Here is a 25,796-nt window from a genome sequence, read left to right as displayed (position 1 = left end):
CACCATGCCAAGCTGGCCCGTCCTCATCTCCCAGGCCTTCAATGGCCTGGCCCTCGGCACGCTGCTGGCGCTGGTCAGTAGTGGTTTGACGATCATCCTGGGCACGCTTGGCGTCCTCAATTTCGCTCACGGCGCGCTGTTCGCCGTGGGTGCCTATGCCGCTTTCGTCCTGCTGCAATACACCTCGTCTTTCGTGCTCGCGATCGTCGTTGGCTGCGGCTTCATGCTGGTGCTCGGCTTCTTGCTGGAACGCATCATCATCCGTTATTTCTACGACCGGCCGCATGAGGATCAGATCCTCGTCACCTACGGTGTCGGGATCGTGCTCGTCGAATGCGTGCGTGCAGCCTTCGGCGGCAATGCGCAGCGTGTGCCGGTGCCGTCCTGGGGGCAGGGCGCGACCCAGATGGGCTTCCTGATCTATCCGACTTATCGCCTGCAACTGATCGCCATCATCGCCGGGCTGCTGCTCAGTCTCTATCTCGTGCTCTATCGCACCTCGATGGGCCTTGTGGTTCGCGCCGGCATCGAAAATCCCGGCATGGTCGGCATCCTCGGCATCAATGTGCGCCGCGCCTTCCTGCTGGTCTTCGCCATCGGCGTTGTCGCCGTCGGTCTCGCCGGCATGCTCTATGCGCCGGTCGTGGCCGTGACGCCGGACATGGGCGCCAATTTCATGGCGCAGTCTTTCGTGGTCATCGTGCTCGGCGGCCTCGGCTCGTTCCCGGGCGCCGTCATCGGCGGCCTGATCGCGGGCGAGATCATCAGCCTGACCAGTGCTTTCAACTCGTCCTATTCGGAAGTGATGCTCTACGCGCTGATGGCGGTGCTGCTGATCATGCGCCCGCAAGGCCTGTTCGGTTCGGAAGACCGCGCATGATGCGTCCTCGTTCCGGCGGCTTGCGGGGCTGGCTTCCCGAACTCGCGGTGCTGTGCACGCTGATCGTGGCACCCATCGTGTTTCCGCATCTCGGTTTCTCGACCGATCTGCTGACACGTGTGTTGAACTGGGGCCTGATCGGCCTCGGCTTCGATATCCTGTTCGGCCTGACGGGCCTGCTGTCGTTCGGGCAGGCCGCGTTCTTCGGCGTCGGCGGTTTCGTCAGCGCCTATCTGCTGGTGTCCCACACCATTGATAGCGTCTGGCTGGCGCTGGCGATCGGCACCGTCGCAGCCGGCCTGTTTGGCCTCCTGGTCGGCTGGTTTGCCGTGCGCCGGGTCGGCATCTATTTCACGATGATCACGCTGGCCTTCGGCCAGATGGCCTATTTCATCGAGAACTCGCCGCTGTCGGACTACACTGGCGGTGAGAACGGTATTCCCGGCGTGCCGGTGCCCGTGCTTGGTTTCGGCGCCAATGCGATCCGCATCAGTGCGGGTATGCCGATGTATATCCTGTTCGCCGTGATCTTCTTTCTCGGTTATGTGCTGGCTCGCCGCATCGTCGGCTCGCCGGTCGGCGCGATCCTGCTGGCGATCAAGGAGAATACCGGCCGCGTCGCGATGCTTGGCCATAACGTGCCGGCCTACAAGCTGACGGCCTTCGTCATCGCCGCGCTCTATGCCGGATTGGCCGGCGGTCTGCTCGGCTCGTTCCAGAGCTATATGCCGCCGGATGCGTTCTCGCTGGAGACGTCGGGACAACTCGTAGTTCAGACCATCGTCGGCGGCGCCGGCACGCTGATCGGTCCGCTGGTCGGCGCGGCCGTCTGGCTGTGGCTGCGCGACAATCTGCAGCTCATTCCGGGCTTTGCGATCCTGTGGAAGCTGGTGCTCGGCATCGCCTTCATCATTCTGGTCATCGGGCTACGCCGTGGCATCTGCGGCGAGATCGCCCATTGGTGGCACGAACGCCGTAATCTGGCTGCCGCACGGGCGGCCGAGGCTAAAACCGAAGCCATCGAGGCGCATAATATCGACGTCGCCACCAAACCCGTCGTGCCGCTCAAGGAGGTCAGGCTGACCCTTGCCGAGCCCATGACAGGTGATAGCGACATTGCACTCGAAGCCCGATCTCTGGCGCGGCACTATGGTGGCCTCAAAGCCGTCGATGGCGTCTCCTTCAAGGTCCGCCGCGGCTCGATCCATGCGGTGATCGGCCCGAATGGAGCCGGCAAGAGCACGCTGTTCAAGATGCTGCTCGACGAAGTCAGCCCGTCCTCCGGCGAAGTCCTGCTGTTCGGCGAGAAGGTCACGGGCGTCGGCGTCAGCCGCGCGGCGCAGCTGGGCATCGCCAAGAGCAACCAGCTCAATCAGCTGTTTCCCAACCTGTCGGTGCGCAAGAATCTGCGGATCGCGGCGCTGGCACGCCGTCGCGGCCCGATGCGCTTCGATCTGTTGCGCAGCGCCGGCAGCATTCCCGACGTCGAGGAGCAGATCGCCTCGATCCTCGGCCTGCTCAATCTCGTCGAACGCGCCGACACGCCGGCGCATATTCTGGCCTACGGCGAAAAGCGCCGGCTCGAAATCGGGATGGCGCTGGCGACCAGCCCGAATGTGCTGCTGCTGGACGAGCCGCTGGCCGGCATGAGCCCGGCAGAACGCATCGCGACTTGCGCCTTCATTCGCGATATCGGGCGCTCGCGAACCGTGGTCATCGTCGAGCACGATCTCGACGCCATCTTCGAACTCGCCGAGCGCATCACCGTGCTCTATGAGGGCCGGCTGCTGGCGGATGGCACCGCCGACGAGATCCGGCGCAATCCGGCCGTGCAGGACGCCTATCTGGGAGGGCTGCACGCGCATGAGCCTGCTTGAAGTCGACAAGATCAATACGCTGTATGGCGATTCCCACGTGCTGTTCGACCTGTCGATCCGGGTCGAGCAGGGCGAGGTGGTCGCGCTGCTCGGCCGCAACGGCGCCGGCAAGACCACGACGCTGCGCTCGATCATGGGTGTGCTGTCGCCGCGCAGCGGCCATATCCGTCTCGATGGCAAATCAATCGAGGGCCTGCCGCCCTCGGCGATCGCCGGCATGGGCGTTCAACTGGTGCCGGAAGAGCGCGCCATTTTCGGCGGCCTGACGGTCGAGGAAAACCTGCGCATTGCCGCGCTGACGGCACCGAATGCGTGGTCCTACGATCGCATCTACGACGTGTTTCCGCGCCTCAAGGAGCGCCGCAAATCGGCCGGACGCACGCTGTCGGGCGGCGAGCAGCAGATGCTGGCGATTGCCCGCGCGTTGATCCGTGATGCACGCATCATCCTGCTGGACGAGCCGTTCGAGGGCCTGGCGCCGCTGATCGTGCGTGATCTCGTCGAGGTCTCACGCAATCTCGCCGCTGAGGGCCGCACCATGATTGTGGTTGAGCAGAACGTTGCGGCGGCATTGAGTTTCGCCAACCGCGTTTATGGGCTCAATAACGGCCACGTGGTGTTCGAAGGCACGCCTGCGGACCTCAACGCCAGCCCAGACCTAATGCGGGACTTCCTCGGCGTCGGAATGTGATTCCCGGGACGTAATCCCGGAGACAATGGCCCCGGGCAACGTGATTCCCTAGATTTCGATCGGCACCGCGAGGCGCCCGATCAGGAGCGCCACCTCATCGAGGTGATCACTGTCATGCGCCTCGACGGCTTCGGCGAGCCGGGTGACGCATTCGTCATCACTGATAAAGGGCAGGGAGTTGAGGTCGGTCGGAAGCGCGCGGTCGGTGTGCGTGGCTGGCATCGGTCACCTCGTTCGATTCGGAACTTGTTCAACGTCGCAACGGGCAGTCTTGCGGTGCAATAAGACTAAATAGCGACACGGTTGGAAAGATTATTCTTCGCCCGCATGCGACATGGGCCCGGCGAGAACGGGTCAAGCATCAAGAAAATCCCGTAACATGAGACTTTTTCGGAGTTTTCCCCGATTGGCGGCCTCTATGGGAAGAGGTGCATTTCCTGCTTTCCAAGCGCGGATCGCTTTGTTATACGCTGCGGCCTGCGAACAAGCTTCGCACGTTCCCTGGTAGCTCAGCGGTAGAGCATTCGACTGTTAATCGAATGGTCGCTGGTTCGAATCCAGCCCGGGGAGCCAAACATCCTTCCGCAAAAATGGCTGCCAGAAACCGCGCTCGGGACCGCCTCGATAGCGCGTTGGCTGCTGTGTTTTTACGAACCTTGCATCCCGCTGTGCGCTGCCGTAATTCCTGCAAAAGGAACTTCCAGCCGTTTGCAAGGGATTGCTCATGTCCGACTTTTCGACCGCACGCCAGAAGATGGTTGATGGTCAGGTGCGTCCCAGCGACGTCACCGATTTGCGCATCATTGATGCCATGCTCGCCGTGCCGCGCGAGGAGTTCGTTCCTGCCAGCCAGCGCGCCATGGCCTATCTGGACCTCGACCTGGAAGTCGCCCCGAATCGCTTTCTGATCAAGCCGGTGGTGCTGGCGCGGATGCTGCAGGCCTCCGACGTAAAGGCGACCGACAAGGTTCTGGTGGTTGGTTGCCCCACGGGCTATGCGGCCGCCGTGATCGCCCAATTTGCCGGGCAGGTCACCAGCGCGGCCGGCATGGCGGCTGATGGCGATGCCGCGAACGGCCCCTATGATCTGATCGTTCTGGCCGGCGCGACGGAAGTCGTCCCGACCGGGCTTTACAAGCAGCTGGCCCCCGATGGTCAGCTAGTGGGCGTATTCGCCCTGACCAAGCCCGCCCGCGCCGTGATCGTGACCCATTCCCACGAGGATTTTGGCTCCCGCCCGCTGTTCGATGCTACCGCACCGGTCCTGCCGGGCATGGAAAAGCTCCCGGCATTCGTTTTCTAGGGCTGACTGTCCGCCTTATCGGGCATCGGGGCACCGCTAATATCGCCAGCGGTAATTACAAGTGTGGCTTGGATGTCCCATTCGCCAAGTTTTCACTGTCAAGTTTCCACGAGAGGTTCCGTCTCGCCAATGCGCGGAATATGGTGAGTGGAGACTCGCTAACGGACATCATCTGTTCGGTCGCCATAAGTGTGCGCCCGAATCAGTGAACGGCATGAATGGATTACCAAGAATGGGCGGCGTAAAAGCTCTCACCGGTGCTGCAGCTGCGGCCCTTTTGCTGGCATTTGCCGGAGCGTCACCCGTTCTGGCTGACACGATCGAAGCGGCGTTGGTTCGCGCTTATCAGAACAATCCTCAATTGAATGCCCAGCGCGCTTCGGTGCGCGTCACTGACGAGAACGTGCCGCAGGCTTTGTCGGGTTATCGGCCGAGGGTCGCGATCACCGCGAGCGGCGGCTATCAGTACACGGACGCGGTCAACAGCATTGCAGGTACTGCGACCGCAATTCACGGCGTGCAGGTTCCCCGCGCCGTCGGCGCAACCATCACGCAGAATGTGTACAACGGCCAGCAGACGGCGAATCGCACACGCGCCGCCGAGGGACAGGTTTCCGCTGCGCGCGAAGGTCTGCGCGTACTCGAACAGTCAGTGATTCTCTCCGCCGCGACGATCTACATGGACTATCTGCGCGACTCGGCCGTGGTCGAGGTGCAGAAGAGCAACGTGCGCGTGCTCGAGCAGACGCTGAAGCAGACCCGCGATCGCTTCAATGTCGGCGAAGTCACCCGTACCGACGTGGCGCAGTCCGAAGCCCAGCTCGCTGCCGGCCGTACTCAGTTGCTGACCGCCGAGTCGAATCTCACCACCACGCGCTCGAACTTCCGCCGCATCATCGGCAACGAACCGAGCAACCTGCAGGCGGGTTCGCCCGTTGATCGCTTCCTTCCGAATACGCTGCCCGGCGCCGTCGATCTAGGCCTCGTCGAAAACCCCAACGTCACCGCGGCGATGTTCGGTATCGACGTCAGCTTCCTCAATGTGAAGGTCAACGAAGGCGCTCTGTTCCCGAGCGTGACTTTGCAGGCCAACATCCAGCAGGGTTGGGAACAGTCGATTTCGCAGCCGCGCGGTTTGACGGCATCAGGCATCGCGCAGGTGTCGATCCCGGTTTACCAGGGCGGCGCGGAATATTCGCTGATCCGGCAGTCCAAGGAAACGCTAGCCCAGCAGCGTCTAGCACTGGAACAGGTGCGCGATCAGACCCGCGCGAGCGTCGTGCAGGCCTGGGGGCAGTTGCTGGCGGGCAGGGCGCAGGTCTCGTCCGCACAGGCGCAGGTGCAGGCTTCGGAAATTGCACTGAACGGCGTTCGCGAAGAAGCCAAGGCCGGCCAGCGCACCACGCTCGACGTGTTGAACGCCCAGCAGGCGCTGGTGAACGCGCGCGTCGCGCTTGTCACCGCGCAGCATGACCGTGTGGTGGCATCATACTCGGTGCTTAACGCAGTCGGTCGTCTGTCACCGACGGTGATGAAGCTGAACACCAATGTGTATGACCCCAGCGTGCACTATCATCAGGTGCGCGATAGCTGGGTCGGCGTGCGTACGCCTGACGGGCGCTAACGCGCTCAGATATCACCTGATATCGTATCGAAAGGGCCGCTTGTGCGGCCCTTTGCTTGCAATCAATTTGTCCGATGACGTACCGTTTGCATTGCTGGCTTAGCGATTCGGAATGCCTTTCCTAATTCCTTGGGCATTTCCCGCGCGACAGTTGGTGGTCAGGCGTCGCTTGATCTTGGGGACAAGTCAGGCTTGCGCGCTGAATCGAACGGTCGTCAAAACGACAACCCGCAAATTCAGCCTCGTCTGGTGTAAAATATTGACGAGAGCGTTGATGATGCGGAGTCGGACATGACGCAACCTGCAAAGGTCCAGGAGCCCTCGATGGAGGAGATTCTGGCGTCGATCCGACGTATCATCGCCGACGACGAAGCGAAGCCGGCCGTCGCCGAAGTTGCTCCTCCCCCGCCGCCCAAGCCGGCTCCTGCAGCCAAGCCTGCTGCGATGACAGACATCCCGCCGTCGGCGATTCCTGCCGCGCAGGCTGCTGCCGCCAAAGCACCGCCGCCAGCCCCGAAGCCCGCGCCACCGCCGCCGGAGCCTGCTGCCTCCAACAGCCAGGACGACATCGACGCGATGTTGGCCAGTCTGGAAGCCGCGACCACCGAGGAAGAGGTGCGCCCGGCGCAGCCCGACGGTGATGTGTTCGAACTGACCGACGAGATGGTGGTCGCCGACCCCGAGCCGGAACCCGCATTCCAGCATGTCGAGCCGGATGACGACCTCGAATTCGCCGAAGCTGTCGCCGCCAGTAGCCAACGACCCGCACCGCGCTTCGACCCGCCGTCCTATGATCCGCCCCCGGTCGCACCGCAGCAGCAGATTCTGTCACACAGCACCGTGTCGTCCGTGGAGTCGGCCTTCAATGCGTTGGCAAATACGGTCCTGAGCAACAACGCGCGGACCCTTGAGGATCTCGTCAAGGAGATGCTGCGTCCGATGCTGAAGTCCTGGCTGGACGACAACCTGCCGGGCCTCGTCGAGCGCATCGTCAAGGCTGAGATCGAGCGCGTCTCACGCGGCGGCGGCCGCTAGGCCCGCGAGACAGGCAACGACGGCCTTTCGGGGCCTTCGTTTGGCCCTCCGGGATGGCTAAACAGCCCTATATGTTGACTTGAGCCGCGCTGGCGGGTTTCTAGCGCCATCGGCTTCCTGCGTTCGCCCCAGGCCTCAAAACCGTGGCCAAAAACCCCTGATTTGATTGAATTGTCATGATCGAAAAGACCTATCAGCCCGCCGATATCGAGACCCGCATCGCCGCTGCCTGGGAAGCCGAAGGCGCGTTCAAGGCGGGCCGCGCGGACCGGGTGGATGCCGAGCCCTATACGATCGTGATCCCGCCGCCGAACGTCACCGGCTCGCTGCATATGGGCCACGCCCTCAACAACACGCTGCAGGACGTGCTCTGTCGTTTCGAGCGCATGCGCGGCCGCGATGTGCTGTGGCAGCCCGGCACCGACCATGCTGGCATCGCGACCCAGATGGTGGTCGAGCGCCAGTTGATGGAGCGCCAGGAGCCCGGTCGTCGCGACATGGGCCGCGAGGCATTTCTCGAACGCGTCTGGAAGTGGAAGGCCGAGAGCGGCGGCGTCATCGTCAATCAGTTGAAGCGCCTCGGCGCCTCCTGCGACTGGTCGCGCGAGCGCTTCACCATGGACGAGGGCCTGTCCGAGGCCGTCATCAAGGTGTTCGTGCAGCTGCACCGCGAGGGCCTGATCTACAAGGACAAGCGCCTTGTGAACTGGGATCCGAAGCTGCTGACCGCGATTTCCGATCTCGAAGTCCAGCAGGTCGAGGTCAAGGGTAACCTCTGGCATCTGCGCTATCCGCTCGAAGGCAAGAGCTTCGATCCGGAAGATCCGACCTCGTTCATCACCGTTGCGACCACGCGTCCCGAGACGATGCTCGGCGACAGCGGCGTCGCCGTGAATCCGGATGACGAACGCTACACCCATCTGATCGGCAAGAACGTGGTTCTGCCGCTGGTCGGCCGTCTGATCCCGATCGTCGCCGACGAATATTCCGACCCGGAGAAGGGTTCTGGCGCGGTGAAGATCACGCCGGCGCATGACTTCAACGACTTCGAAGTCGGCAACCGCCACGGCCTTGCACGCATCAGCATCCTCGATATCGAAGGCAAGCTCGCACTCGCCGACAACGAGGACTATCTCCGCGGCCTGCCGGAAGCGGCGTCGGAGCTCGTCGAAGAACTTCACGGCATCGAGCGCTTCAAGGCGCGCAAGACCATCGTGCAGCGGCTGGAAGATTTCGGCTTCCTCGAGAAGATCGAGCCCAACACGCATATGGTGCCGCATGGTGACCGCTCCGGCGTCGTCATCGAGCCCTATCTGACCGACCAGTGGTATGTCGACGCCAAGACCATGGCGCAGCCGGCGATCGCCGCTGTGCGCACCGGCGCGACAGAGTTCGTGCCGAAGAACTGGGAAAAGACCTATTACGAATGGATGGAGAACATCCAACCATGGTGCATCTCGCGCCAGCTCTGGTGGGGTCATCAGATCCCGGCCTGGTACGGCCCGGATGGCAAGGTATTCGTCGCCGAAACCGAGGAAGAAGCGGTCGGCAACGCGCTCGGCTATTATGTCGAGCAGGAGGTGATCACGGAAGAGCAGGGCCACGATATGGCGCTCGATACGGCGAAGCGCGAGGGCTTCATCACGCGCGATGAAGACGTGCTCGACACCTGGTTCTCGTCGGCGCTGTGGCCGTTCTCGACGCTGGGCTGGCCGCAGAGCTCGGTCGATGTGGATCGCTACTATCCCACCAATGTGCTGGTCACCGGCTTCGACATCATCTTCTTCTGGGTCGCCCGGATGATGATGATGGGCATGCACTTCAAGAAGGACGTGCCGTTCCCGACCGTCTACATCCACGCCCTCGTCCGCGACGAGAAGGGCGCCAAGATGTCGAAGTCGAAGGGCAACGTCATCGATCCCCTGAACCTGATCGACCAGTACGGCGCCGACGCGCTACGGTTTACGCTGGCTGCGATGGCCGCACAGGGCCGCGACATCAAGCTCGCGACCCAGCGCGTCGAAGGCTATCGCAACTTCGCGACCAAGCTCTGGAATGCCTGCCGTTTCGCCGAGATGAACGAGTGCGTGTTGCCGGCGGGCTTCGATCCGACCAAGGCCAAGGAAGTGCTCAACCGCTGGATCGCGCATGAGACCGTAAAGGCAACGCGCGAAGTCACCGAAGCCATCGAAGCCTATCGCTTCAACGATGCGGCGGGCGCGGCCTATCGCTTCGTCTGGAACGTGTATTGCGACTGGTATCTCGAACTCGCCAAGCCATTCATGATGGGCGAGGACGGTCCGGCCAAGACCGAAACCCGCGCGATGGTCGCTTGGGCCCGCGATGAGATCCTGAAGCTGCTGCATCCGTTCATGCCGTTTATCACGGAAGAACTCTGGGCCGTGACGGCGCCGCGCGACGGTCTGCTGGCGCTGGCGCCGTGGTCGCGCAAGGCGAGCGGCCTGACGCGCGAGCAGGAAGCGCTGATCATCGCGACCGCCGCGAGCGATCCGATCGTCGCGCCGATCCTGATGGGAGATCCCGAACCGGTCGCCGATTTCAAGGATGACGCCGCCGAAGCCGAAATCGGCTGGGTCATCGACCTGGTGACGGAGGTTCGTTCGGTGCGTGCCGAGATGAACATCGTGCCGGCAACATTGACGCCACTGGTGCTGGCCGGCGCTTCTGCGGAAACTCAAGCCCGTGCCCAGCGCTGGAGCGATGTCGTCAAGCGCCTCGCTCGTCTCGGCGACATATCCTTCGCCGATGTCGCGCCGCAGGGCGCCGTGCAGCTCCTGATCCGCGGCGAGGTCGCAGCGCTACCGTTGAAGGGCGTGATCGATCTCGGCGCCGAGAAGACCCGCCTCGACAAGGAGCTCGCGAAAGCCGAGGCCGACATCAAGCGCGCCGATGCCAAACTCTCCAACGAGAAATTCGTCGCCAACGCGGCCGAAGAGATCGTCGAGGAAGAGCGCGAGAAGCGCGAGGCGGCCGAGGCCCGCAAGGCCAAGACGCTGGAAGCGCTGGAGCGGCTCAAGAACGCGGTGTGAGCGGCGCTTCTTCGAAGCGCCGCGTTATAGCTACCTCGCAAACGGCTTGCTGAGATAACGCGAGCCTCTCACCCCGTAGCGCCACGGCAATTCCACGGCCTTGGTGATGCCGATGCGGATGCCAGCGACGATGTCCGGTACTTCGGTGCGGGCATGAAGCGCGATCGGCGGCTTATCCAAAGCCAGCCCGTTATGCGCGATACTGATCCCCAGCGCCTGGCAGACCTTGCCAGGCCCGGAGCACAGCATGCGCTCATCCTGCAGCCGTCGCCGCAGCTGCATCTCGCCAATCCCGAAGGTCGGCTGCAGGGCCCGGATCAGCACCGCGCTGGCCGCCCCCTCGGCCTCGCAGACGAAATTCACGCACCAGTGGATGCCGTAGGAGCGGTAGACATAGGCAAAGCCGGGCGGCCCGAACATGATCTGGTTGCGCGGCGTCTGCCCGTTGAAGGAATGGGCCGCGGGCTCGGTGTGATGATAGGCCTCGACCTCGACGATCTCGCCACCGATGCCGTCCACCAAGAGCGTCGCACCGATCAGTTCGGGGGCCACATCGTGCACGCTCCGCGCGAAAAAGCTGCGTTTGAGTGCCTTGCCGAGCTTTTGGGGGATTTGGTGAGGTTTTGGAGCCATTCTGCCTGCTATGTTACGATGCAGGGCCTGGCAAGGCGAGGGCGGGTTGCAGGACAGGGCCCGGCGGATTACCTAAGGTTTCACTCAGAACGGACAGTTCATGGTCGTCGTCCTCGATACCGTATCCACCACGCCGCTCCGCCCACGTCACCCTGAAAAAGTGAATCGGCCGGATTCGTTCTCGCCGCCGAAGCCGGACTGGATCCGGGTCCGTGCGCCGACCAGCCGTGGCTATGGCGACACCCGCAAGATCGTCAAGGAAAACGGCCTTGTTACCGTGTGCGAGGAAGCCGGCTGCCCGAATATCGGCGAGTGCTGGCAGAAGAAGCACGCCACCTTCATGATCATGGGTGACACCTGCACCCGCGCCTGTGCGTTCTGCAACGTGAAAACGGGGATGCCCAACGCTCTCGACGGCATGGAGCCCGAGCATGTCGCCGAAGCCGTCCGCAAGCTCGGCCTGCATCACGTGGTCATCACCTCGGTGGACCGCGACGATCTCGCCGATGGCGGCGCCGAGCATTTTGCGCAAACGATTCGTGCCATTCGCGCGGCATGTCCTACGACCACGATTGAAATCCTGACGCCGGACTTCCTGCGCAAGCCCGGCGCCCTCGAAGTCGTCGTCGCGGCGAAACCGGACGTGTTCAACCACAATCTGGAAACCGTGCCGTCGCGCTATCTGACGGTGCGCCCCGGCGCGCGCTACTTCCATTCGCTGCGCCTGCTGCAGAAGGTCAAGGAACTCGACCCGACCATCTTCACCAAGTCCGGCATCATGGTCGGCCTCGGCGAGGAGCGCCACGAGGTGTTGCAGGTGATGGACGACATGCGCTCGGCCGATATCGACTTCCTGACCATCGGCCAGTATCTGCAGCCGACGCGCAAGCATCACGTGGTGTCGCGCTACGTCACGCCGGATGAATTCGCGGGCTATGAGAAAGTCGCCTACACCAAGGGCTTCCTGATGGTGTCGGCGAGCCCGCTGACGCGCTCGTCGCATCATGCCGGCGAGGATTTCGCCAAGCTGCAGGCTGCGCGCGCCGCTCTCGCGCGCTGAGAACGCGACAATGCCGAGATTTGCCAACAAGCGCCGCGTGCGCCACAGCGCCTCCCAGATGTTCGATCTGGTTGCCGATGTCGAGCGCTATCCGGAATTCGTGCCGTTGTGCAAGTCGCTGAAGATTCGCCAGCGCACGCCGCATGAGAGTGGCACCGAGGTCATCGTTGCCGACATGACCGTGTCGTTCAAGCTGGTGCAGGAATCCTTCACCAGCCGCGTGACGCTGGATCGGCCGAACCTGAAGATCATGGTCGAATATCTGCGCGGTCCGTTCAGCAATCTCGAAAACCGCTGGACCTTTGAGCCGAAGGCTGAAGGTCAGGAATGCGACGTCGGCTTCTTCATTGCCTATGAGTTCAAGAGCCGCATGCTGGCGATGCTGATGGGAACGATGTTCGACGCGGCATTCCAGCGCTTTGCCGTAGCCTTCGAGAAGCGCGCGGATGAAGTCTATCGTGTGCCGCGCGTCACGGGCGTTCCGTCTACTTCTTAGTCGTCGGCTTTTTTAGCGGCGCGGTCGGCCTGCGTCGTTTGACGGCGGTCCGTCGCGGCGACCTTGCCACCCTTGGCCGAGCGAGACTGGCGGCTTCGCGCTTCTTGGCTGGCGGCTGCGGGCCACGTGCCAATTCCATCAGCATCCGCAGAGCTTCAAGCACGGAACGCTGACGCACCGCGCCGCGGCCAATGGCGCCGAAACGGCATTCCTTGTTGACGATGCGACCGTCACGCGACGCAACGGCAAAATGCACGAGGCCGACCGGCTTGCCCGGCGTTGCGCCTCCGGGGCCAGCGATTCCCGTGATCGAGACCGCGAGATCGACATCCGCTTCTTCGAGCGCACCGACCGCCATCTGGATCGCGGTCTCCTTGCTGACCGCACCAAAGCTGTCGAGCGTCGCAGTCTTGACGCCGAGCATCGCGTGTTTGGCCGCATTGGAATAGGTGACGAAGCCGCGATCGATCACGTCGGACGAGCCGGGAATTTCGGTCAGTGCGCCAGCGACGAGGCCGCCGGTGCAGGACTCAGCGGTCGCGATCGTCAGCTTGCGGCTGCGGCAGAGATCGAGCAGCGCGCGGGAGAGGGCTCGTGCGTCGCTCGCTGCCATGTCAGTCCATCCAGGGAAGGCGAATGGTAGCAGCCGCAGTCGCGGCGATACCTTCTTCACGGCCGGTGAAGCCGAGACGTTCGCTGGTGGTCGCCTTCACCGCGACGCGTGACAATGCCACACCGGAGATCTCGCTGATCTTCGCGCGCATCGCATCGCGCAGCGGACCGATTTTGGGTCGCTCGCAGATCAACGTCACTTCAAGATTGGCTATACGGCCGCCACGTGCGGTCACGCGCCCCACGGCGTATTTCAGGAACTTGTCGGACGCCGCGCCCTTCCACTGGGGATCACTCGGCGGGAAGTGCGAACCGATATCGCCGTCAGCCAGCGCGCCCAGGATCGCATCGACCAGCGCATGCAAGCCGACGTCGCCATCTGAGTGAGCAAGGAAGCCGCGCGTATGCGGCACACGGACGCCGCAGATCATCAGGTGATCGCCGTCGCCGAAGGCGTGCACGTCATAGCCCGTGCCCATGCGGATATCACCGAGCGAGGCGGCGAGACGCGCTTCTTCGCGAATGAAATCTTCGGGAGTCGTGAGCTTCATATTTGCAAGATCGCCTTCAAAGGTTGCCACGGTCAATCCCGCCCATTCGGCGAGCGCGGCATCGTCGGTGAAATCATCGCGGCCTTCCTTTGCAGCACGACGATGCGCTTCAAGGATGACATCAAAACGAAATGCCTGTGGCGTTTGCGCGCTGCGCAAGCGTGCACGGTCCGGCGTCGCTTCCACGTGTCCGGCCTCGTTGACCTGTTTGATCGTATCGGTAACGGCGACACCGGGCACCGCAGCGCCAGTGATCTGTGCCGCGGCAATCGCGCGCTCGATCAAAGCAGGGGTTACGAACGGGCGGGCTGCATCGTGAATCAGCACGATGTCCGGCGCGTGATCTGCCAGCGCTTCGAGTCCAGCATGCACCGACGCCTGACGCGTCGCACCGCCACTGGCAGGAACATGATACCTCAAATCGATGACCGCCTCGTTGAACACAGCGATATCGTCAGGATTGGTGATCGGCTGGACCGCAAAGACCTGGGGATGGTTGCAAAACGGCTCCATAGCGCGCGAAATAACGCTGCGGCCTCCGATCATGCGATATTGCTTCGGTCCACCGGCGCCGGCACGGAGGCCGCGGCCGGCGGCAACGATAATGGCGGCTGTCTTCAAACCGGCAGGATTAGGTGATTTTGTCATCAGGGTCAGGTGATTAAGGGGTAAGCGGTGATCGCACAGCCCTTAGCACGGCCGCACGCAAAAACAGTATGATTACATTCTCGTGGCTGCATAAGAGTGCATTGCTGCACTGCACTTGCAAAATGAGCGCTTCTGTCTAATGTGTAGGCATGACGGTTGACTGCACAACAAATGTGCGCATTATGCGCCCTATGCCCGCAATGCAGCGGACGAGACAACGACGAGCACGTCTGTGACCACCCCGGACTCAGTATACAGCAAGCCGTTACAAATCGGTGGCATCGAGATCGCCAACCGGGTCGTTCTGGCGCCAATGTCGGGTATCACCGATGCGCCGTTCCGCAGGCTGACCGCCGAACTCGGGGCCGGCCTCGTCGTGTCAGAAATGACCGCCAGCAACGATCTCGTCAATGGTCGTCCCATGTCGGTATTGCGCTGCGAAGCCACCGGGATCGGCCCACACGTGGTCCAGCTGGCAGGCTGTGAGACCCACTGGATGGCCGAGGGGGCCCGTGTGGCCGAAGCGGCCGGCGCCGACATCATCGATATCAATATGGGCTGCCCGGCGCGGCATGTGACTGGTGGTCAGTCCGGCTCCGCGCTGATGCGCGACCTCGATCATGCGTTGAAGCTGATCGAGGCGACCATCGCTGCCGTGAAAGTGCCTGTGACTCTCAAGATGCGCCTGGGCTGGGACGATCGCATGCTGAACGCGCCTGAGCTTGCGCAGCGCGCAGAGCAGGCGGGTGTGCAGCTCATCACCGTGCACGGTCGCACGCGATGCCAGTTCTACAAGGGCGAGGCAGACTGGAGCGCCGTGCGCCCGGTGAAGGACGCCGTCAGCATTCCCGTCATCGTCAATGGTGACATCACCTCCTACGACAAGGCGGTGAGTGCTCTGAAGATGTCCGGCGCCGATGCCGTGATGATGGGTCGGGGCGCGCAGGGTATGCCGTGGCTGCCCGGCCAGATCGGCCGACGTCTTGAAACCGGCATCGCGGAAGCCGTGCCGTCGCTGCAGCAGCAACTCGCTTATATCTGCGCCCTATACGACGATGTGGTCCGTCACTACGGCCTGCGCATCGGCCTGCGTCACGCACGCAAGCATCTCGGCTGGGCGCTTGATGCGGCAGCGGCTACGAGCTGCGCGCCGACCGAGACCCTGAAGACCTGGCGACAGAAGATCCTTACATCCGAAGATCCCTCCGGTGTGCAGCGGTCTCTGAATGACGCTTTTGATGATTTCGCATGGAGTGCTGCCGCATGAACGCCGCAGAGCACCGTCGCCCTGTCCCGACCGACAGTGAGGCCATTCTCAACGCGCTACCTAATCCGGTGATCCTGATCGCGCCCGATGGCAAGATTGTCGACGCCAATATGGCTGCGGAATCCTTTTTCGAGATTTCTACGCAGTTCTTGCGCAGGCAGTCTCTGAAAGAACTGGTGCCATTCGGCAGTCCGCTGCTGGCGCTGATCGATCAGGTTCGCGCCGCCGGTTCGCCGGTGAACGAATACAAGGTGGATCTGGGCACACCGCGCATCGGCGGCGATCGTCAGGTCGATCTGCATGTCGCGCCGCTCACCGAGCGTCCCGGCCATATTGTGGTGATGCTGCAGGAACGCACCATTGCCGACAAGATGGACCGTCAGCTCACCCATCGCAGCGCTGCGCGTTCGGTGATCGCGCTGGCGGCCATGCTGGCGCATGAGATCAAGAATCCGCTGTCGGGCATTCGCGGAGCCGCTCAGCTACTTGAGCAGTCGGCATCGTCGGAAGACCGCATGCTGACACGCCTGATCATGGACGAAGCCGATCGCATCGTGACGCTGGTCGATCGCATGGAAGTGTTCGGCGACGACCGCCCGGTGGCGCGTGGCCCGGTCAACATTCACTCCGTCCTCGATCACGTGAAGCGCCTCGCGCAGTCCGGCTTCGCCCGCAACATCCGCTTCATCGAGGATTACGACCCGTCGCTGCCGCCGGTGCTGGCCAATCAGGACCAGCTCATTCAGGTGTTCCTGAATCTGGTGAAGAACGCCGCGGAAGCCATCGTCGATCTCGGCTCCGATGGCGAGATCCAGCTCACCACCGCGTTCCGGCCGGGCGTCCGCCTGTCTGTGCCGGGCAAGAAATCGCGCGTCTCGCTGCCGCTGGAATTCTGTGTCAAGGACAACGGCCCCGGCGTTCCCGAAGATCTGCTGCCCAACCTGTTCGATCCCTTCGTCACCACCAAACCGACCGGAAGCGGCCTGGGTCTTGCATTGGTAGCGAAGATTGTCGGCGATCACGGTGGGATCATCGAATGTGAATCTCAGCCACGAAAGACGACTTTTCGCGTGCTGCTGCCGATGTTCAACCCCGCCAAGAAATTGGACGACAAGACCCTTGATCCGAGCAGCGCCGATGCCCCCGCGGCACCGACGCACACCTCACAGACGTAAGACGAGGACTAACGATGGCTGCAGGTAGCATTCTGGTTGCGGACGATGATACGGCGATCCGCACCGTCCTCAATCAGGCGCTATCGCGCGCCGGATATGAGGTTCGCCTGACCGGGAACGCAGCCACGTTGTGGCGCTGGGTCAGCCAGGGCGAGGGCGACCTTGTGATCACCGACGTGGTGATGCCTGACGAAAACGCGTTCGATCTGCTGCCGCGTATCAAGAAGATGCGGCCCAATCTGCCGGTTATCGTGATGAGCGCGCAGAACACCTTCATGACCGCGATCCGCGCCTCCGAGCGCGGTGCCTATGAATATCTGCCGAAGCCGTTCGATCTGAAGGAATTGATCGCCATCGTCGGTCGCGCGCTGTCCGAGCCGAAGGAGCGTGTCGCAAGCCACGCCGATGACGGCGAGTTCGACTCGATCCCGCTGGTCGGCCGTTCGCCGGCGATGCAGGAAATCTACCGCGTCCTCGCCCGCCTGATGCAGACCGATCTGACGGTGATGATCTCCGGCGAGTCCGGCACCGGCAAGGAACTGGTGGCCCGCGCGCTGCACGACTACGGCAAGCGCCGCAATGGCCCGTTCGTTGCGGTCAACATGGCGGCGATCCCGCGCGACCTCATCGAGTCCGAACTGTTCGGCCACGAGCGCGGCGCCTTCACCGGCGCCAATGCCCGCGCCACCGGTCGCTTCGAGCAGGCTGAAGGCGGCACACTGTTCCTAGACGAAATCGGCGATATGCCGATGGAAGCCCAGACCCGTTTGCTGCGCGTGTTGCAGCAGGGCGAATACACGACGGTTGGCGGCCGCACGCCGATCAAGACCGACGTGCGTATCGTCGCCGCCTCCAACAAGGATCTACGCATCCTGATCCAGCAGGGCCTGTTCCGCGAGGATCTGTTTTTCCGCCTCAACGTCGTGCCATTGCGCCTGCCGCCGCTGCGCGAGCGCATCGAGGATCTGCCCGATCTGATCCGCCACTTCTTTGCACTCGCGGAGAAGGACGGCCTGCCGCCGAAGAAGCTCGACGCTTTGGCGCTCGAGCGCATGAAGCAGCATCGCTGGCCGGGCAATGTTCGCGAACTGGAAAACCTCGCGCGCCGTCTGGCAGCACTCTATCCGCAGGACGTCATTACCGGCTCGGTGATCGACGGCGAACTGGCGCCGCCCGCTGTGGCCTCGGGTGGTAGCGCGCCGACCGGCGTGGATAATCTCGGTGGTGCCGTCGAGGTCTATCTGTCCTCGCACTTCTCCGGCTTCCCGAACGGCGTGCCGCCGCCGGGCCTCTATCACCGCATTCTCCGCGAGATCGAGGTACCGCTGCTGACCGCAGCACTGGCCGCGACCCGTGGCAACCAGATTCGCGCTGCGGATCTGCTCGGCCTCAACCGCAACACGCTGCGGAAGAAGATTCGCGATCTCGATATCCAAGTCTATCGAACCGGCGGCTGATCCCGGCAGCGGGATCGAGCAATTCCAGGGTTTGAGACGCAAAAACAAACGAAAACGCAGGGTATGCGTTTTCGTTAGCTAGTCTGCGCCGTGGATTTGTCGTAATTGGGCAACATTGTTGTATGATTGCATCAGTGCGGTCCGGGCTGTCTCCGGCAGCCGCACGGCGTCCACGCTCACCACATTGTCGGAATGACCAGCGCAGACACGTCGGCTACAGCCTATGAACCGTCGATGGCGGAGCCGCGCAGGTGGACCCTGCGGCGGCTGTTCGTGCCATTGGCCGTTGGCTTGGCACTCCTGTCGTCATGCCTGACCTTCCTCGTTCTGAATGGCCTTACGCCGATCGCACCGACCCATCAGGTCGTCGTCACCTTTCTGCTGATCAATGCCGCCAGCGTCCTCCTGCTGGTCCTGATCATCGCGCGGGAGATCTGGAAGGTCGTCCAGGCGCGTCGCAGGGGCAGGGCGGCGGCCCGGCTGCATGTCCAGATCGTCAGCCTGTTCTCGGTGATCGCTGTGCTGCCGGCGGTGCTCGTCTCGATCGTCGCCAATGTGACCCTCGACCGCGGCCTCGACCGGCTGTTCTCCGGCCCGACCAAGGCGGTCATCAACAATTCGCTCGTGATTGCCAGCGCTTATCTGCACGAGCACGGCCAGTTGATTGGCGGTGATATCCTCGGTATGGCCGACGATCTCGCGCGCATCCAACCGCTTTTCTATCAGGACCGCGGTACGTTCCGTTCGTTGATGATGGCAAATGCAACCGCGCGCAATCTGCCGGGCGCCATGTTGATCGACAAGGATCGCAACGTCATCGAACCCGACCAGCCCGGCATCAAACAGGAATTCTCACCGCCGCCGGCAGACTTCCTCGTCAATGTCAGCGCGTCCGAGCCGGCCATCGCTGTGATCCCCGAGGGAAATTACGTCGCCGCCGTGATCCGATTGCGCGCGTTCGACAACATGTTCCTCTATGTCGCCCGCAAGCTCGATCCGCGCGTGGTCGCGCAGATGAACCAGAGCCAGGCCGGCGCGGCCGAATATGCCGAACTGGAATCGCGCAGGCTCGGCATTCAGGTCGCCTTCGCGCTGATGTTCACCGTGATCGCACTGACGGTGCTGATGTCCGCCGTGCTGATCGGACTGAATTTCGCCAACTGGCTGGTGGCGCCGATCCGCCGCCTGATGGGCGCTGCGAACATGGTCTCGACCGGTGATCTTCATGTCCAGGTACCGGTGATCCAGTCCGAGGGCGATCTCGCTCATCTCGGCGAGACCTTCAACAAGATGACGCAGGAGCTGCGCACCCAGCGTGACGAACTGGTCAGCGCCAGCGACGTCATCGACAGTCGCCGCCGTTTCATCGAGGCCGTGTTGTCATCGGCCAGCGCCGGCATCATCGGCGTCGATGGCTCGAACATGATCGGCATTCTCAACCGCTCGGCCGAGAAGCTGGTCGGACATTCGGAGTCCGAGACGCTGGGCCACCCGCTGCACGAGATCATTCCCGAGCTCGATGAATTGATGCAGACCGCACGCGAGGGATCGCAGCGGCTGGTGCAGGGGCAGGTGACGATCACCCGCGACGGGCAAGAGCGCAATCTGTCGGTGCGCGTCAGCGCCGAACAGACCAGCCAGTCGCGCGACAGCTACATCATCACCCTCGACGACATCACCGAACTCGTCTCTGCACAGCGCACCTCGGCCTGGGCCGACGTGGCGCGCCGCATCGCGCATGAGATCAAGAATCCTCTCACGCCGATCCAGCTCTCCGCCGAACGCATCAAGCGCAAATTCGGCAAGGTCATCGTCGATGACAAGGCGATCTTCGAACAATGCACCGACACCATCGTCCGGCAGGTCGACGATATCCGGCGCATGGTCGACGAATTTTCGCGCTTTGCGCGCATGCCCAAGCCCGTGATCGAGGGTGAGGATGTCGCCGACACTGTGCGTCAGGCCGTATTCCTGATGCGGGTCGGTCACCCCGACCTCGACATCTCCGCCGAGATCAAGGAAGAGCCGATGCGCGCGCGGTTCGACCGCCGGCTGATCTCGCAGGCGCTCACCAATATCATCAAGAATGCGACAGAGGCGATAGAGGCCGTGCCGCCAGAAGAACTCGGTAAAGGTCGTATTGATGTCACAGCGTCGCGCGAGAACGACATGATCTTGATCGACGTGATTGACAACGGCATCGGTCTGCCGACCGTCAACAGGTCGCGTTTGCTCGAACCCTATGTCACGACTCGCGAGAAGGGCACTGGCCTCGGCCTCGCGATCGTCGGCAAGGTGCTCGAGGATCATGGTGGAGGCATCGAACTTGGCGACGCATCGAGTGTTCGTCCAGGACAGCGCGGTGCCTGGATGCGACTGCGGTTTTCTATCTCCGGTCAGAAGGCTGACGCAGACAAGAGTGAACCGGAATCCCCGCCTGATGACGAACCGAAGATCAAAGCCGCTACCGGCAACTGACAAGAATAAACGTGACCAGGATATTTTGACCCATGGCAAATGACATTCTGATCGTCGACGACGAAGCCGATATTCGCGATCTTGTTGCGGGCATTCTGGACGATGAGGGCTTCACCACCCGCACCGCACGAGACAGCGATTCCGCGCTCGCGGAAATCGCCAATCGCCGCCCCAACATGGTGTTTCTCGACATCTGGCTGCAGGGCAGCAAGCTCGACGGCCTGCAACTGCTTGAGCAGGTCAAACGCGACAATCCCGAATTGCCTGTGGTGATGATCTCAGGCCACGGCAATATCGAAACCGCCGTCGCAGCGATCAAGCGCGGCGCCTACGACTTCATCGAAAAGCCGTTCAAGGCTGACCGGCTTATCCTTGTGGCGACGCGCGCGCTGGAAACCTCGCGCCTGAAACGCGAAGTCAAGGAACTGAAGCAACTCGCGCCGGTCGCCAATTCGCTGACGGGGCGCTCGGCCGCCATGAATCAGCTGCGCCAGACCATCGATCGCGCCGCCAAGGCCAATAGCCGCATTCTCATCGTCGGCCCGTCGGGCGCCGGCAAGGAGCTCGCCGCGCGCACGCTGCACACGGCCTCTGCCCGCTCCACGGGGCCGTTCGTCGTCATCAACGCAGCAGCGATTACGCCGGAGCGCATGGAAGTCGAACTGTTCGGCATCGAACAGTCCAATGGCGAACAGGCGCGCAAGGCTGGCGCTCTGGAAGAAGCCCATGGCGGCACGCTGTTCATCGACGAGATCGGCGATCTGCCGCGCGAGACCCAGAACAAGATCCTGCGCGTGCTGGTCGACCAGACCTTCATGCGGGCAGGGGGCACCACCAAGGTCAATGTCGACGTCCGCATCATCTCGTCGACCGCGCGTAATCTCGAAGAGGAAATCGCCGAAGGTCGTTTCCGTGAGGATCTTTATCATCGCCTCTCGGTGGTGCCGATCCGCGTGCCGCCGCTGTCCGAGCATCGGGAGGATATTCCGGAGCTCATCGAATATTTCATGGAGCAGATCTCCATCGCGACGGGCCTGCCGAAGCGACAGATCGGCGAGGACGCCATGGCGGTCCTGCAGTCCCATGTCTGGCCGGGTAATATCCGCCAGCTTCGCAACAACGTCGAACGCGTCATGATCCTGGCCGGCGGCGGGCCGGAAGTGATCATCACCGCCGACATGCTGCCGCAGGACGTGGGCTCGATGGTGCCGTCGATGCCGACCAGCAACAATGGCGAACACATCATGGGCCTGCCGCTGCGCGAAGCCCGCGAAGTGTTCGAACGCGATTATCTGATTGCGCAGATCAGCCGTTTTTCGGGTAATATCTCGCGCACCGCTGAATTCGTCGGCATGGAGCGCTCCGCTTTGCACCGCAAGCTCAAGGCGCTCGGCGTCGGCTAAATCACTCACCTCACCTCAAGCTTCAACTCAAGCCTCGGAACGAACATGTCGCGCATCGCCTATGTGAATGGTCAATACGTCAACCTGCGCGATGCCGCCGTGAACGTCGAGGACCGCGGCTATCAGTTCGCCGATGGCATTTACGAGGTCTGCGAGATCATCGGCGGCAAGATGGTCGACTTTCCTCGCCATATTGCGCGCATGCAGCGCTCCTTGCGGGAGCTGCGCATCGCCGAGGCAATGCCGCTGACATCGCTCAAGGTGGTGATGCAGGAAGTGATCCGCCGCAACCGCATCAATTACGGCATCGTCTATCTGCAGATCAGCCGCGGCGTCGCCCATCGCGATCACGGATTTCCGTCGCCGGACGTGAAACCCAGCGTGGTCGTGACGGCGAAATCGCTCAACTTCGCCAAGAACCAGGCGACTGCTGCCAAGGGCGTGAAGGTCATCACCACGGCGGAGAATCGCTGGCCGCGCGTCGACATCAAGACCGTTGGCCTGCTGCCCAATGTGCTGGCGCGACAGGAAGCCCGCGACAAGGGCGCCTATGAAGCCTGGTATGTCGACGCCGACGGTTTCGTCACGGAGGGCGCGTCGTGCAACGCCTGGATCGTCACCAAGGACGGCAAGGTGGTGACGCGCACGGCCGCGTCAGGCATTCTCGCAGGCATCACCCGCGCCGTGCTGATCGAGGTCCTGGCCTCGATGCAGCTCAAGCTGGAAGAGCGGAACTTCACACCGGCAGAGGCTTATGACGCCGCGGAAGCCTTCGTCTCGTCGGCGAGTCAGATCGTGATGCCGGTCATCAATATCGATGGCAAACCGATCGGCGACGGCAAGCCTGGTGGTATCGCGACGCGCCTGAGGCAGGAATTCCATAAATTCGCAGCGATTTCATAAAATTTGCCGGGCTTTTAGGCACCAATTCCGCGATCCGGCTTGCCTAAAAAGCGCGCCTGCCGTCTAATCACGTCGTCGCGCTCCCGGAGGGGGATCTCAGGGGAAAGTGCGGCAGCTTGGTAAGGCCCCGGAGAGGGCTGCGCCGGGTTCAAAAAAAGCAACAAAACAGACTGCGGGATTAAAAAAAATGGCGGCAGACCGCGCACAAAATCTACAGGACACCTTCCTCAACCACGTACGCAAGACCAAGACTCCGCTCACGATCTTTCTGGTGAACGGCGTCAAATTGCAGGGCATTGTCACCTGGTTCGATAATTTCTGTCTTCTGCTCCGGCGCGACGGACACTCGCAGCTGGTGTATAAGCATGCGATCTCGACCATCATGCCGGGCGCACCGATTCAGCTTTTTGAGGGTGGCGAGGATCCGGCTTGAGCGAACTCCTGAGAGACGCTTGATTGGAATTTCGTAGCTTCGAAGGCAATGCTGCTGACCGGCCCTCGGCCAGCAGCGAATCGACCGGCCGCGTTCTCGTGGTCGGTCCTTACCTGCGCGAACGGCGGGGCGACGCCGACGCGCAAGCCTATTCTCATGTCCGCGATACGGAAGCCCGGCTCGAAGAGGCGGTCGGTCTCGCACGCGCCATTGACCTCACCGTGGTCGAGGCCGTTGCCGCGCCGCTGAGTCAGATCCGCCCGGCCACCTATCTCGGCAAGGGCAAGGTCGAGGAGATCGCCGGCCTGATCGCGGCGAACGAGATCGGCATCGTGGTGATGGACTGCGCGCTGTCGCCGATCCAGCAGCGCAATCTCGAAAAGGAACTGAAGGCCAAGGTGCTCGACCGTACCGGTCTCATCCTTGAAATCTTCGGCCGCCGTGCCAAAACCAAGGAAGGCACGCTGCAGGTCGAGCTCGCGCATCTCAATTATCAGCGCAGCCGTCTCGTCCGCTCATGGACCCATCTGGAACGCCAGCGCGGCGGCTTCGGCTTCATGGGTGGCCCCGGCGAAACCCAGATCGAGGCGGACCGCCGCATGATCGGCGACCGCATCGCGCGGCTCGAAGCCGATCTGAAGAAGGTCCAGGCGACGCGGCGCCTGCATCGCGCCGGCCGCCAGCGCGTGCCGTATCGCGTTGTTGCACTGGTCGGTTACACCAATGCCGGCAAGTCCACGCTGTTCAACCGGCTGACGCGCGCCGACGTGCAGGCCGAGGACATGTTGTTCGCGACCCTCGATCCGACGCTGCGCGCGCTGACGCTGCCGCATGGCGGCAAGGCCATGCTGTCGGACACGGTGGGCTTCATCTCCAACCTGCCGACCCAGCTCGTAGCCGCGTTTCGCGCGACGCTGGAAGAGGTACTAGAAGCCGACATCATTCTCCATGTCCGCGACATCTCGCATGAGGATGCGGAAGCGCAGCAAAGCGACGTCGACAACGTGCTGCGCAAGCTCGGCATCGATACGGATGCAACAGCGCGCATTCTCGAAGTCTGGAACAAGATCGATCGTTTCCCTCCGGAGGAGCGCGAGAACCTCGCCAATATCGCGGCGCGGCGGCCGCTGGACAAGCCGTGCTTCATGGTCTCAGCCGAAACCGGCGAGGGCATCGACGATCTGCTCGCTGCCATCGAAACACGGCTCGCCGCCAGCCGCATCACGCTGGATCTTTCGATCGACGCTGCGGACGGCGCTGGCGTGAGCTGGCTGCATCGCAATGCGGAAGTACTGGTGAAAAAACTGCACGACGGCCATTTCGACATGGTGGTGCGTGTCGATGAGACCAAACGCGATATCGTCATGAGTCGGTTCAGTGCAGTGCTGCATCCGGTCGTGGATCTGAGTGCCTGACGAAACTCCGTTGTTGTTCAGGTGGCAGCTTTAAACGCCATGAACACTGCCATGCCGGCGATGACAGCGATGAGTGTCATCCGCAAAGCTCTCTGACTCATGCGATTCGCCAGCCGTGATCCAAGACCGGTACCGATCCACAGCCCAATGATCAGACTTGCAATCGTGAGCCACGGCAGCTCTGTGCCCTGCTGCACATAGAGCAGGGCGGCCGGTAAAGTGACGGGCAGTGCTGTGACGGCAAGGCTAAGGGCCTGGGATTGATGCTGGGACACCTTCAGCAGGCCCGCCATCAAGGCGGTGATCGCAAGCCCGCCGCCGATCCCCAGAAATCCCGACGACCAGCCCGCGACCGCGCCGATGGCAACGAGCGCTGACCCGCGTAACGGCACCTCTTTCGCTTCGTCTGCAATGCCTTCGAGCTTGGGATGTGACGGCCGACGGATGACGATCACTTCGAGAACCAGCAGATAGCCGACAAAAGTCCATTGCAGCGCGCGAGCAGAAACGGTTGTTGCGATCAAGGCGCCAACGCACCCACCCACTGCAAATCCGATGGCCAGCCAGGCAAGCCAGCGCGGCGGCACGTGATGGCCGCTGCGTTGATAGTTGCGGACGCCGGAAAGACTGGTGGGCACGACCTGCACGACGAGAGAAACGCCCTGGGCGACGTGCTGATCTTTGCCAAGCAGGAGCACCAGCAGCGGGACGAGGATTCCGCCACTGGTAATACCGAGCAAGCCGGACGCCATGCCGCCGACACCGCCCGCCAGAAGACCGCCGAGGACGTCAGTCAGTGTCATCG

The 25,796-nt window shown here is 62.5% G+C and carries 22 protein-coding genes and 1 tRNA gene; 18 read left to right on the top strand and 5 right to left on the bottom strand.

The features are described from left to right. The first annotated feature begins 4 nt into the window (after positions 1 to 4). The 3 genes from AB8A50_RS06095 to AB8A50_RS06085 are packed head-to-tail and all read left to right on the top strand — an operon-like array spanning position 5 to position 3,448. Positions 5 to 880, top strand: coding sequence for a branched-chain amino acid ABC transporter permease (locus AB8A50_RS06095; protein ID WP_439071746.1), 876 nt, complete (start codon positions 5 to 7; stop codon positions 878 to 880). Next, positions 877 to 2,757 (top strand): branched-chain amino acid ABC transporter ATP-binding protein/permease, encoded by a 1,881-nt coding sequence (locus AB8A50_RS06090; RefSeq protein ID WP_439071745.1) that lies wholly within the window; start codon positions 877 to 879, stop codon positions 2,755 to 2,757. The genes AB8A50_RS06095 and AB8A50_RS06090 overlap by 4 nt, the downstream gene beginning before the upstream one ends. Next, positions 2,744 to 3,448: an ABC transporter ATP-binding protein gene (locus AB8A50_RS06085; RefSeq protein ID WP_093758551.1), complete on the top strand. Its 705-nt coding sequence runs from the start codon at positions 2,744 to 2,746 to the stop codon at positions 3,446 to 3,448. The genes AB8A50_RS06090 and AB8A50_RS06085 overlap by 14 nt, the downstream gene beginning before the upstream one ends. A 48-nt stretch (positions 3,449 to 3,496) precedes the next feature. Here the strand turns inward: AB8A50_RS06085 and AB8A50_RS06080 are convergent, their stop codons facing one another. Continuing rightward, positions 3,497 to 3,670, bottom strand: a complete 174-nt coding sequence (locus AB8A50_RS06080; RefSeq protein WP_170849674.1) for a hypothetical protein — start codon at positions 3,668 to 3,670, stop codon at positions 3,497 to 3,499. Between the two features lie 276 nt (positions 3,671 to 3,946). Here AB8A50_RS06080 and AB8A50_RS06075 point away from each other — a divergent pair. From AB8A50_RS06075 to AB8A50_RS06055, 5 genes are all read left to right on the top strand, one after another. Next, positions 3,947 to 4,021, top strand: a tRNA-Asn gene (locus tag AB8A50_RS06075). Between the two features lie 151 nt (positions 4,022 to 4,172). Next, positions 4,173 to 4,751 (top strand): protein-L-isoaspartate O-methyltransferase family protein, encoded by a 579-nt coding sequence (locus AB8A50_RS06070; RefSeq protein ID WP_439071744.1) that lies wholly within the window; start codon positions 4,173 to 4,175, stop codon positions 4,749 to 4,751. 232 nt (positions 4,752 to 4,983) lie between these two features. Continuing rightward, positions 4,984 to 6,375 (top strand): TolC family outer membrane protein, encoded by a 1,392-nt coding sequence (locus AB8A50_RS06065; protein WP_093758553.1) that lies wholly within the window; start codon positions 4,984 to 4,986, stop codon positions 6,373 to 6,375. Positions 6,376 to 6,666: 291 nt separating this feature from the next. Further along, the gene (locus AB8A50_RS06060) at positions 6,667 to 7,410 is read left to right on the top strand and encodes a PopZ family protein (RefSeq protein ID WP_089264298.1); all 744 of its coding nucleotides are present in this window, start codon (positions 6,667 to 6,669) and stop codon (positions 7,408 to 7,410) included. A gap of 176 nt (positions 7,411 to 7,586) precedes the next feature. Further along, entirely contained in the window at positions 7,587 to 10,460 is a 2,874-nt protein-coding gene (locus tag AB8A50_RS06055) for a valine--tRNA ligase (RefSeq protein WP_439077156.1), read from the top strand. Between the two features lie 30 nt (positions 10,461 to 10,490). On the opposite strand, the gene AB8A50_RS06050 is transcribed toward AB8A50_RS06055, so the two are convergent. Further along, positions 10,491 to 11,093, bottom strand: coding sequence for a DNA-3-methyladenine glycosylase (locus AB8A50_RS06050; RefSeq protein ID WP_439077155.1), 603 nt, complete (start codon positions 11,091 to 11,093; stop codon positions 10,491 to 10,493). Between the two features lie 100 nt (positions 11,094 to 11,193). On the opposite strand from AB8A50_RS06050, the gene lipA reads away from it, so the two are divergent. Both lipA and AB8A50_RS06040 read left to right on the top strand, forming a co-directional pair. Then, positions 11,194 to 12,153, top strand: coding sequence for a lipoyl synthase (lipA, locus tag AB8A50_RS06045; protein WP_093758556.1), 960 nt, complete (start codon positions 11,194 to 11,196; stop codon positions 12,151 to 12,153). 10 nt (positions 12,154 to 12,163) lie between these two features. Then, positions 12,164 to 12,649 (top strand): type II toxin-antitoxin system RatA family toxin, encoded by a 486-nt coding sequence (locus AB8A50_RS06040; RefSeq protein WP_439077154.1) that lies wholly within the window; start codon positions 12,164 to 12,166, stop codon positions 12,647 to 12,649. Here the strand turns inward: AB8A50_RS06040 and AB8A50_RS06035 are convergent. Together AB8A50_RS06035 and AB8A50_RS06030 are read right to left on the bottom strand one after the other, a co-directional pair. Further along, the gene (locus tag AB8A50_RS06035) at positions 12,639 to 13,262 is read right to left on the bottom strand and encodes a CinA family protein (protein ID WP_439077153.1); all 624 of its coding nucleotides are present in this window, start codon (positions 13,260 to 13,262) and stop codon (positions 12,639 to 12,641) included. The genes AB8A50_RS06040 and AB8A50_RS06035 overlap by 11 nt on opposite strands. A 1-nt stretch (position 13,263) precedes the next feature. Next, positions 13,264 to 14,460 (bottom strand): bifunctional 2-C-methyl-D-erythritol 4-phosphate cytidylyltransferase/2-C-methyl-D-erythritol 2,4-cyclodiphosphate synthase, encoded by a 1,197-nt coding sequence (locus tag AB8A50_RS06030; RefSeq protein WP_439077152.1) that lies wholly within the window; start codon positions 14,458 to 14,460, stop codon positions 13,264 to 13,266. A gap of 232 nt (positions 14,461 to 14,692) precedes the next feature. Here AB8A50_RS06030 and dusB point away from each other — a divergent pair, with 232 nt between their 5' ends. The 8 genes from dusB to hflX all read left to right on the top strand — a co-directional run bounded on the left by dusB (position 14,693) and on the right by hflX (position 24,991). Beyond that, positions 14,693 to 15,727 (top strand): tRNA dihydrouridine synthase DusB, encoded by a 1,035-nt coding sequence (gene dusB / locus AB8A50_RS06025; protein ID WP_439077151.1) that lies wholly within the window; start codon positions 14,693 to 14,695, stop codon positions 15,725 to 15,727. Next, positions 15,724 to 16,902 (top strand): two-component system sensor histidine kinase NtrB, encoded by a 1,179-nt coding sequence (locus AB8A50_RS06020; RefSeq protein ID WP_231080673.1) that lies wholly within the window; start codon positions 15,724 to 15,726, stop codon positions 16,900 to 16,902. The genes dusB and AB8A50_RS06020 overlap by 4 nt, the downstream gene beginning before the upstream one ends. 14 nt (positions 16,903 to 16,916) lie before the next feature. Further along, positions 16,917 to 18,359: a nitrogen regulation protein NR(I) gene (gene ntrC / locus AB8A50_RS06015; RefSeq protein ID WP_068731842.1), complete on the top strand. Its 1,443-nt coding sequence runs from the start codon at positions 16,917 to 16,919 to the stop codon at positions 18,357 to 18,359. A 192-nt stretch (positions 18,360 to 18,551) separates the two neighbouring features. Then, complete coding sequence (locus tag AB8A50_RS06010) at positions 18,552 to 20,837, top strand: ATP-binding protein (RefSeq protein ID WP_439077150.1); 2,286 nt, start codon at positions 18,552 to 18,554, stop codon at positions 20,835 to 20,837. 32 nt (positions 20,838 to 20,869) lie between these two features. Next, positions 20,870 to 22,240, top strand: coding sequence for a nitrogen assimilation response regulator NtrX (gene ntrX, locus AB8A50_RS06005; RefSeq protein ID WP_089264305.1), 1,371 nt, complete (start codon positions 20,870 to 20,872; stop codon positions 22,238 to 22,240). Positions 22,241 to 22,285: 45 nt separating this feature from the next. Then, positions 22,286 to 23,143 carry a D-amino-acid transaminase gene (locus tag AB8A50_RS06000; protein ID WP_089264306.1) on the top strand — a complete coding sequence of 286 codons (858 nt, stop codon included), beginning with the start codon at positions 22,286 to 22,288 and terminating at the stop codon, positions 23,141 to 23,143. A gap of 187 nt (positions 23,144 to 23,330) precedes the next feature. Continuing rightward, the gene (hfq, locus tag AB8A50_RS05995; protein WP_068731834.1) at positions 23,331 to 23,576 is read left to right on the top strand and encodes an RNA chaperone Hfq; all 246 of its coding nucleotides are present in this window, start codon (positions 23,331 to 23,333) and stop codon (positions 23,574 to 23,576) included. 23 nt (positions 23,577 to 23,599) lie between these two features. Next, positions 23,600 to 24,991, top strand: coding sequence for a GTPase HflX (gene hflX / locus AB8A50_RS05990; protein WP_439077149.1), 1,392 nt, complete (start codon positions 23,600 to 23,602; stop codon positions 24,989 to 24,991). Between the two features lie 17 nt (positions 24,992 to 25,008). Here hflX and AB8A50_RS05985 read toward each other — a convergent pair whose 3' ends face one another. Further along, positions 25,009 to 25,794 carry a sulfite exporter TauE/SafE family protein gene (locus tag AB8A50_RS05985; RefSeq protein WP_439077148.1) on the bottom strand — a complete coding sequence of 262 codons (786 nt, stop codon included), beginning with the start codon at positions 25,792 to 25,794 and terminating at the stop codon, positions 25,009 to 25,011. Positions 25,795 to 25,796 lie beyond the last annotated feature (2 nt).

It is taken from the genome of Tardiphaga sp. 841_E9_N1_2 (assembly GCF_051811065.1).
GTDB lineage: Bacteria > Pseudomonadota > Alphaproteobacteria > Rhizobiales > Xanthobacteraceae > Tardiphaga > Tardiphaga robiniae.
Note: the sequence above shows the minus strand (reverse complement) of the source record. Positions and strands in the feature narration are given on the sequence as shown.